This window comes from Streptomyces sp. NPDC050388 (assembly GCF_040655635.1).
Lineage (GTDB): Bacteria > Actinomycetota > Actinomycetes > Streptomycetales > Streptomycetaceae > Streptomyces.
In genome coordinates, this window is sequence record NZ_JBFAKH010000164.1 from 1 (window position 1) to 7,789 (window position 7,789).

Below are 7,789 nucleotides of genomic sequence, written 5' to 3' on the forward strand. Positions count from 1 at the left end.
TCGCCGCGTTCGTCAGTGGGGACAGCACCGGCTGGGGCACCGGGTCCTGGGAGTGTGCGCGCATGGCACGCGCCCCTTCCTGACGATCACCGACGAAGCCCTGATCCCAAGCGGAGACCAAGCACGTGACGGGCAGCGGAGCCGCCTCTGGCTGGACGATGGCCCTGATCGGCGCCCTGGCGCCGACCCCATCGAGTGCCCGCGGGAACGCTTCCTCGCTCACCGTATGACGCAACCTGAGCACTCGCCACCGCGGCGCGATGGCCTGCTGGCCATGATGCGCTCAACACCGCAGGCAGGTCCGTCCGGTTGCCGCTCCGATGACCCGTTCGACTTGCCATGCGCTCGTGGAGGGCTGGAGACACGTGCACCGGCGGGGCGAGCACCAGATATGCCGAGCCCCGGACCGATGTGGCTGAGCTTGATTCTGTCGGGGATCTTTAGAATTTTTGATCATTGTCCTTGGCGCCACCAGCGGGGCCGGGGCAATTCGTTGTCGTCGAGGTACCGCTGGAATGCCGTCGGTGAACGGGGGACGGTAGGCGGCGTCTTCCGGTTCCTGGGTGCTGAGGCGTTCGATGGTGACGGCGATCGCGGTCAGGACGTGCTGGACATGGGCCTTGGCAACGCCGTGGTAGCGGCAGCGGCGCATCCGATGGCCGTTGACGAGCTCATTCATGGTGCCCTCGACGCCGGAGCGTGAGGCATAGAGCCGCTGCCACTGCGGGTCCTGCTGATCGGCGCGGTTGCGGGCCTGGAGCTCGTGCAGGCGTCGGGGGTCGATCCGGCAGCGCACTGCCTCGGCCGCCTGACGGTCCGACAGGTTCAGCAGAAATTGCAGCATGCTCACCGTGGCGAGCTGGGCCGGAGACAGGCCAGGCCGCCCGTCCCGTGGATACCAGTCGTCGAAGTCCTCGTCGTGCCACAGCCCGTCCAGCCGGTCTCTCACCCACATCGCCGTCGTGCCCTTCGGATTGCTTGCCCGCGCCACCCGCGCAGTCGAGGGCGGAACTTGCTCGCCAGAGCGGGGACGGAGGGACACCGGCTCACCTCGTATGTACGGCAGTCGACCTTCGGAACCAAGCCGAGCCTGCCCGATGACCACGCCGTTCCACCTGGGAACCTCAAGATCCCCGACAGAATCGCTCACTGGGACTCTGCTGCAACGTACCTTCGCCGTCGTGCTGCTGGCCGGGGCCGCCTTCATGCTCATCGACGTCCTCACCTGAACCAGGCAATCCGGCGCGGGACACCATGAGCTCGGGCCAAAGAAAGGAACAGTTTCTCAACCCGGTACGCATCTGCTCCCAGTCACAGGCAACGGTCGTGTCCGATCAGGCAGTGCTGCAACCCCGTGGCAATGATCGTGAACTGAGCCGTGTCCAGCGCCCGTCACGCCGCAGCCAGATACGTAACCACGTCCTCAAGGTCCCGCCCCTCCTCAAAGCCGCGCTCCCTGCACTGGCAGAGCCGTTCACGGAACCGTGACCGCGGCGAGCCAAGCCAGATCGGACTCGGAGTCGGACGAGGAGGTAGCGACGGGGCCTGCAGGGCCTACGGTTCACAAGAGCCGCTTCCGTCCCCACACGAGGATGAACGTGACGATGGCCGCGGTGGCTGTGAGCATGATGACTGCTCCCAGCCACTGCATCGGCTGCATCTGGGAGGCCGGGAGGTAGTCGGCCGCGTAGCCGATGACGTGCTTCGACTCCAGGCAGGACGTGCGGGCGGTGTTCTCCATCTTGTCCAGGCACGTCGTCCAGTCCAGGCGGGCTCCCGAGTCGGTGAGGAAGTACGTGCCTTGGCCCTGTTGCACCGCACCGGCGGGCAGTTCCGGCTGCCGGGCGTCGGGGCCTACGCCCTTGTGGGTGGTGACCGACAGGACATGGCCCAGGTTCAGGCGGAAGCGGTCCCAGATGAAGCCGATCGCCACCACTGTGCCGAGTGTGACCACCATCGACACCAGCGTGCGTCGCAGGAGCATGCCGATCGCCGCACCCACGGTGAAGGTGAGCAGGGCGTAGGCCGCCGGCAGGACCCCCGTGACGTCGAAGAACGCGCTGCTCGTCCACTCCAGGTTGTCGGCACGGCTCCTGACCGGGTTCCACCACCAAGTGAAAACAGCGCCCAGCACGGTGGTGGACAGGGCGATCAGCGCGGCGGGCATCGCGAGCTTCGTGGTGAGCCAGCGGAGGCGGCTGACGGACTGCGAGGTCACCAGCTTTGCGGTGCCGGACTCCAGGTCGCCCGCGATCAACGGGGCGCCGATCAGGACACCCGCCAGGATGGGGGCGTAGCCCAGGTAGCTTCCGACGCTGAACAGGCGGCCGGTGTACTTCTCGATGTCGGGCGGGAGGCTCTTCCGGGGGGACGTGGCGAGGTGGTCCGTCAGCTGACCGCGCAGGTAGATCATGGCCAGCGTCGTCAGGAGCGTCAGGGCGAGTAGGGTCCAGAACGCCGCACGGTGCTGGCGCCAGACCAGCCAGATCAGGCCGCCGAATCGGGGGCCCTTGCGTGCAGGGCGTGCGTCGGGGGCCGTACGGGCCGGGTCGTGGGTGAGCGTGGTCATGCGGTCACAGCCTCCTGCCGGTCGCGGGTGAGGATGTCGTGGATGTCGCCGACCTGGGCGCCGGGGGCGATCAGCGGGGGCGTGTCGGGTGAGCGCAGGTAGGCGAGCAGCAGCTCCTCCAGAGTGGGCGGCTCGGCCTGTCCGCCGTACTGGATCGGGGCGCCGAGCCGTACGAGGACGCCGGGTCGGCCCTCGACGCCGGGAGACTCGGAACCGATGACCCGGTGCGGGCTCCCGGCCGGGAACGAGGTGCCCGGCGGAACCGCGAACAGGGCGTGTGCCGCCCGTAGTTCGTTCACCTCGCCCGCGAGACGCAGGCCGCCGTTCGCGACGACGAGGAGGTAGTCGCAGATGTGTTCCAGCTCGGCGAGCATGTGCGAGGAGATCAGTACCGTCGTGCCGCGTTCGGCTGCCGCCGCCGTCAGCGTGGCCATGAGCTCGCGGCGGACCAGCGGGTCGAGGTCGGCCATCGGCTCGTCGAGGATGAGCAGGTCAGGGCACTTTCCGAAGGCCAGGGCGAAGGCGACGCGGGTGCGCTGACCGCCGGACAGCGTGCCGATCCTCGCCGCCAGCGGCACCTGGCCCGCGCGGACGACGCCCTCGGCGATCCCCTGGTTCCAGTGGGGGTTCAGCTCGCGGCCGAGCCGCAGCGTCTCGGCCACGGTGAAGCGCCGGAACAGTGGCTTCTCCTGGGTGAGGAACGCGGTGCGCAGGACCGCCTCCGTCGAACCCGGGGCCGCGCCGAAGATCCGCAGCGCGCCGGCCGTCGGGCGGATCATGTCGGTGGCCAGGCCCATCAGCGTGCTCTTGCCGGCGCCGTTGGGTCCTACGAGGCCGCAGACCCGCCCGGTCGGCAGCCGGAAGGAGACGTCGCGCAGGGCCCAGCCCCGCCGGTACTTCTTGCCGAGCCCGTGGGCCTCGATCGCGGGCTCGGGGGACTGCGGGGACGTCCTTGCGGGACACCGCGATCCCGGTCCGTTTCCCAGGTGCATCGTCGCGTGGTCCATGGGTGGGTGGCTCCTTGTACGTGGTGGGGGGCCGTGGGGGACCTTCGAGGGTCCGCACTACGGTGGCGTTGGCCGTGGTGGCGACGTACTTCCGTGTCAGGTGCCAGGGAGGGTTACGCCGCTTCCGGTGGACACAACTCTGCTCGGCCGCCGCCCGCGGGGTATCGGGCGAAAGACAGATCATGCGCGGCAGGCTCCGACTTTCGGCCGGTGCGAGAGATCTCGGGTGTGCGAGATCGTGGCGGGATGTTGAGCAAGCCGAGAGAGGTGAAGGACGTGACGGAGGTGGCGACCGGGGCGACCGCACCCGCGGTCACGCGGGGGAACGGACGTACGCGGCTGTTGCCCGCCCCGTCATGGGTGCTGCTGGTCGCGGCCCTGGCCGGCCTCGTCCTCCTCGACCTGCTGGCCGGCTTCTACTGGATCGAGGACCACGGCCCCACCAAGCTGCTCGGCGCCCTGCTGGCCGTCGGAGTGGCCATTGCCTCGTCCCGGTTCGACGGGGACCGGTCGCTGCCGATGGCGGCCTGCGCGCTCGCGGTCGTCTCGCTCTGCCTCTCGGTGTGGCTGCACATGGAGATGGTGGTCGGTTCGCAGGCCATGGGATTCGCCGAACCGGCGGCGCTGGTGTGGCTCCTGCTGGTCGTCGCCCGGCGGGGGACGCCCTCGTGGGTGGTGGCGGCCGTGCCCGTGCTGTGCACGGCCATCGTGCTGCGGCCGGTGGCGGTCTCGGTGCGGCAGTCCACCATCATCATGGCGCTGCTCTTCGCGCTGGCCGCGGTCACGGCGCTGGGCGTCGGCCTCGGGACGCGGCTGCTCCTGGTGGACCGGCGACGGCAGGCGGCGGCGCTGCGTCTCGAACAGCGGACGGAGTTCGCCAGGGACCTGCACGACTTCGTCGCCCACCACGTGACCGGCATCGTCGTACAGGCGCAGGGCGCCCAGGCGGTCGCGGACCGCCGCCCCGAACTCGTGCCGCCCGCGCTGCGGCGGATCGAACAGGCCGGCTCGGAGGCGCTGACCTCCATGCGGCACATGGTGGGGATGCTGCGCGACGCCGACGGGGAGGTGGCGGTGACGCCGCTGGCGGGGATCGACGAGATGCGGTCGCTGGTCGAGGAGTTCTCGGCGGTGGGTGGCGCGCGGGCCAGGCTCGACCTTGAGGGGGCCGTCGACGATCTGCCGGTGGAGGTGACCACCACGGCGCACCGGGTGGTGATGGAGGCCCTCACCAACGTACGCAAACACGCCCAAGCCTGTACGGAGGTACGGGTACGGGTGAGCCGCTCGGAGGACCGGCTGACCGTACGGGTCAGCGACGACGGACGGCCGCGTCACGTCTCGCATGGCGGCTTCGGGCTGCATGGGCTGGCCGAGCGGGTGGGCCTGATCGGCGGAAGCGTGCAGGCGGGGCCGGTGACAGGCGGCGGCTGGGGCGTGGAGGCGACGCTTCCGGTGTCGACGGCCGGGGTGTCGGCGGCCGGGACGGCCACGGCAGGGGCGGCGGCTTCGTGACGATCCGGGTACTGATCGCCGACGACCAGGCCATGGTGCGCGCCGGGTTCGCGATGATCCTCGAGGCGGAGGACGACATCGACGTCGTCGGGGAGGCCACGGACGGGGTCCACGCCGTGGAACTCGCCGAGCTCCACCGCCCGGACGTCGTCCTGATGGACATCCGCATGCCGCGCATGGACGGCCTGGAGGCGCTGCGCAGACTGACGCGTCCCGGGACGGTGAACCCACCGAAGGTCGTGGTGGTCACGACGTTCGACGACGACGAGTACGTACAACGCGCCCTGACCCAAGGCGCCTCCGGCTTCCTCATCAAGGACTCGGGCCCCGCCCTGCTCGTCGAGGCCATCAGGGCGGCCGCCTCCGGCGAGGCCCTGGTGAGCCCGGCGATCACGGTCCGACTGCTGCGGCAGCTCAACAGCGCCGCGCCCGCTCCGCGCGAGCCGCACACCGCACTCTCCGAGCGGGAGAAGGACCTGGTGCGCCTGGTCGCCCGAGGCCTGACGAACGCCGAGATCGCCGACAAGCTGACCATCTCGGTGGGCACGGTGAAGACCCACCTCGGAAATGTTCAGACGAAGCTGTCCGCCCGCAACCGCGTGGAGATCGCGGCTTGGGCCTGGGAGTCGGGGTTGGTGGAGGGACGGGGATGAGTCACGCTCGGTGGCCGCCGTTCATGGCCCGCGCCGGCGAGCTCGGCGTCGACCGGGCCCTGACGGTCCTCCGGGTCGACGCGATCAACAACCGGCGCCGCGAGCGCATGGTCGACCTCGCTCGCGAACAGCGCGATCGACCAGACCCGACGCTACCAAAGCCTGGGACCTCGGCTGTGAGCGCCTTCGCGACCTCCGTCCGCAGCTGCCATTGGCCGAAGCATGGCCCTTTTGGCCACCCGGTTCTGAGTCTGTGTGCCAGGGGCGTCATGAGGTAGACGGTTCGGCCCTCACGGGGCGAGGGGTGAGAAGCATCGCCGTGCGATTGCCTCGGCCGCCAAGTGAACTGCCAGGCAACGAGATTGACAGCGGCACTGGCCGTCCAGTGCGGCCTGCGTCATGCACGGCCAGTGCCTCCGGCTGGGCCCTCCTGGCTGTCAAGCACACGCGTTTCAGTCAGGCTTCTCAATGGCATGGACCATTAGCGGATGCGGCACGTAGCGTCGCTCGGGCAATCTCAGCCGCCGCGGCCAGTGGCGGACATCAACAGTTGGAGACAACGAGGTGACCGTTGAGATCTACTTGACCGACACCGACACCGACACCGGGCAGATCACCGTGATCCGCAAGGACGGGCCTTCCGTGCACGAGGTCCGCAAGGAGATCTCGGTCGGCAACGCCCCGCGAGGCAGTGTGAAGTTTACCTGTAATGGCCGTGACTTCGTGTCCAACACCAGTACCAACACGGTCTCCGAGCTGGACGCGCTGACCCGCCGCGAGGCCGCCCGCATCACCGTCGGCTCCGGCCCGCGTGGCCTGGGCCTCGTGCCGGGCGAGCGGTACCTGCTGGTGTCCAACTCCGGGTCGAACACGGTGTCCATCGTGGACCTGGAGTCCCGCACCGAGCTCACCCAGGTCGCGGTGGCCCGCGACCCGCGGCACATGGCCATCAGCAAGGACGGCCGATAGGCGGATTCAATCGGTCGTCGCTACACAGAGCGACTGGCGGAGGTCGGAGCCTCGGCTCGGTCGCAGACTCGTATGATAACGCGATGGCCGAGGCCCTGAACGGTACGTTCAAGGCCGAACTGATCGAGCATCAGGGCCCGTGGCGGGGCTTCGACGAGGTCGAGCGGGCCGTCTTCCAGTGGGTTGCGTGGTACAACGGTGAACGACTCCACTCCGCCCTGGGCTGCGTCCCACTCGACGAGTACGAGCAGGCGTACTGGGCGAGCCTGGAGGAAGCCCCGCAGACCGCTTGATCACACGATCGCGGACTCTACGAAACTCGGTGCAGCCCACAGTCTGGTTCGGAGCAGGTGATGGGTAGCGCCGCAGACACGCGAGTGGAGCGGAGGCCGAGTCGTTCGCCACGGCCGTCGTCGCGGAGCTGCCGCCCGACTCCTCCGTGCTGCGCGTCGCCAACCGGGGCCACGCGGCGCCGCTGCTGGTCCACGGCGGCAAGGTGCTCCCGCTGGAACCGGCCACGTCGGCGCTGCCGCTGGGCCTTGGTGTTCTCGGCGCCGGCGACGAGGTCCCGGTCGACCTGTTCGACCTGCCCGTCGGGGCCACCCTGGTGCTGTACACCGACGGCATCAACGAAGCCCGCGACGCGGACGGGGTCTTCTTCGACCCCGTCCCGGCGCTGTCCCGGCACTTCCCGCCCGATCCGGACGCGGTACTCGACGCCGTCCTCTCCGCCGTCTCCCGGCACACCGGGGGACGTCTCCAGGACGACGCCGCGCTCTTCGCCGTCACCCCGGAAACGGGCCGTCCGGAGCACGGCGCGTAGCCCGGCCCCGGCGTTCGTTCACGCCGTCGGCACGCGCCACCGCCGGTGCAGGTCCGCACCCACCTCGTCGGCGTGACGGCTCCGCGTCTCGGGGACGAACCGGGCGACGAACCCCACGCCGAGGACGCAGATCGCGGCGAAGATCCAGAAGGTGGACGCTTCCCCGATGGCCGAGATCAGGGGGAGGAACACCAGGCTCACCGCGAAGTTGGAGAGCCAGTTCACGGTCGCACCGGCGCTGGATCCCTCGGCG

Annotated in this window: 9 protein-coding genes and 3 pseudogenes; 6 read left to right on the forward strand and 6 right to left on the reverse strand. The window is 69.6% G+C overall.

Translation table 11 applies throughout. From position 1 onward, the window contains the following. A partial coding sequence (locus AB0I73_RS39280; RefSeq protein WP_363045187.1) for a hypothetical protein occupies window positions 1-223 on the reverse strand: 223 nt, incomplete at its 3' end. A gap of 60 nt (window positions 224-283) precedes the next feature. Next, entirely contained in the window at window positions 284-991 is a 708-nt protein-coding gene (locus AB0I73_RS39285; RefSeq protein WP_363045188.1) for a transposase, read from the reverse strand. A gap of 106 nt (window positions 992-1,097) precedes the next feature. Between AB0I73_RS39285 and AB0I73_RS39290 the strand changes: the two genes are divergently transcribed. Continuing rightward, window positions 1,098-1,229, forward strand: coding sequence for a hypothetical protein (locus AB0I73_RS39290; RefSeq protein WP_363045189.1), 132 nt, complete (start codon window positions 1,098-1,100; stop codon window positions 1,227-1,229). An 82-nt stretch (window positions 1,230-1,311) separates the two neighbouring features. Here AB0I73_RS39290 and AB0I73_RS39295 read toward each other — a convergent pair. The 3 genes and pseudogenes from AB0I73_RS39295 to AB0I73_RS39305 all read right to left on the reverse strand — a co-directional run. Next, window positions 1,312-1,443: pseudogene (locus tag AB0I73_RS39295) on the reverse strand (metal-sensing transcriptional repressor); the annotation flags it as partial. 118 nt (window positions 1,444-1,561) lie between these two features. After that, window positions 1,562-2,569 (reverse strand): ABC transporter permease, encoded by a 1,008-nt coding sequence (locus tag AB0I73_RS39300; RefSeq protein WP_363045190.1) that lies wholly within the window; start codon window positions 2,567-2,569, stop codon window positions 1,562-1,564. Beyond that, window positions 2,566-3,576, reverse strand: coding sequence for an ABC transporter ATP-binding protein (locus AB0I73_RS39305; RefSeq protein ID WP_363045191.1), 1,011 nt, complete (start codon window positions 3,574-3,576; stop codon window positions 2,566-2,568). Before AB0I73_RS39305 ends, AB0I73_RS39300 begins: the two co-directional genes overlap by 4 nt. Window positions 3,577-3,852: 276 nt before the next feature. Here AB0I73_RS39305 and AB0I73_RS39310 point away from each other — a divergent pair, with 276 nt between their 5' ends. The 5 genes and pseudogenes from AB0I73_RS39310 to AB0I73_RS39330 all read left to right on the forward strand — a co-directional run. Next, window positions 3,853-5,091 (forward strand): histidine kinase, encoded by a 1,239-nt coding sequence (locus AB0I73_RS39310; protein WP_363045192.1) that lies wholly within the window; start codon window positions 3,853-3,855, stop codon window positions 5,089-5,091. Beyond that, entirely contained in the window at window positions 5,088-5,744 is a 657-nt protein-coding gene (locus tag AB0I73_RS39315) for a response regulator transcription factor (protein WP_363045193.1), read from the forward strand. Before AB0I73_RS39310 ends, AB0I73_RS39315 begins: the two co-directional genes overlap by 4 nt. Window positions 5,745-6,308: 564 nt before the next feature. Then, the gene (locus tag AB0I73_RS39320; RefSeq protein WP_363045194.1) at window positions 6,309-6,713 is read left to right on the forward strand and encodes a hypothetical protein; all 405 of its coding nucleotides are present in this window, start codon (window positions 6,309-6,311) and stop codon (window positions 6,711-6,713) included. 47 nt (window positions 6,714-6,760) lie between these two features. After that, window positions 6,761-6,934: pseudogene (locus AB0I73_RS39325) on the forward strand (integrase core domain-containing protein); the annotation flags it as partial. Window positions 6,935-7,110: 176 nt separating this feature from the next. Then, window positions 7,111-7,536 (forward strand): annotated as a pseudogene (locus AB0I73_RS39330) (PP2C family protein-serine/threonine phosphatase); the annotation flags it as partial. Between the two features lie 18 nt (window positions 7,537-7,554). Here the strand turns inward: AB0I73_RS39330 and AB0I73_RS39335 are convergent. Beyond that, the coding region (locus AB0I73_RS39335) for an MFS transporter (protein ID WP_363045195.1) at window positions 7,555-7,789 on the reverse strand (235 nt) is incomplete at its 5' end.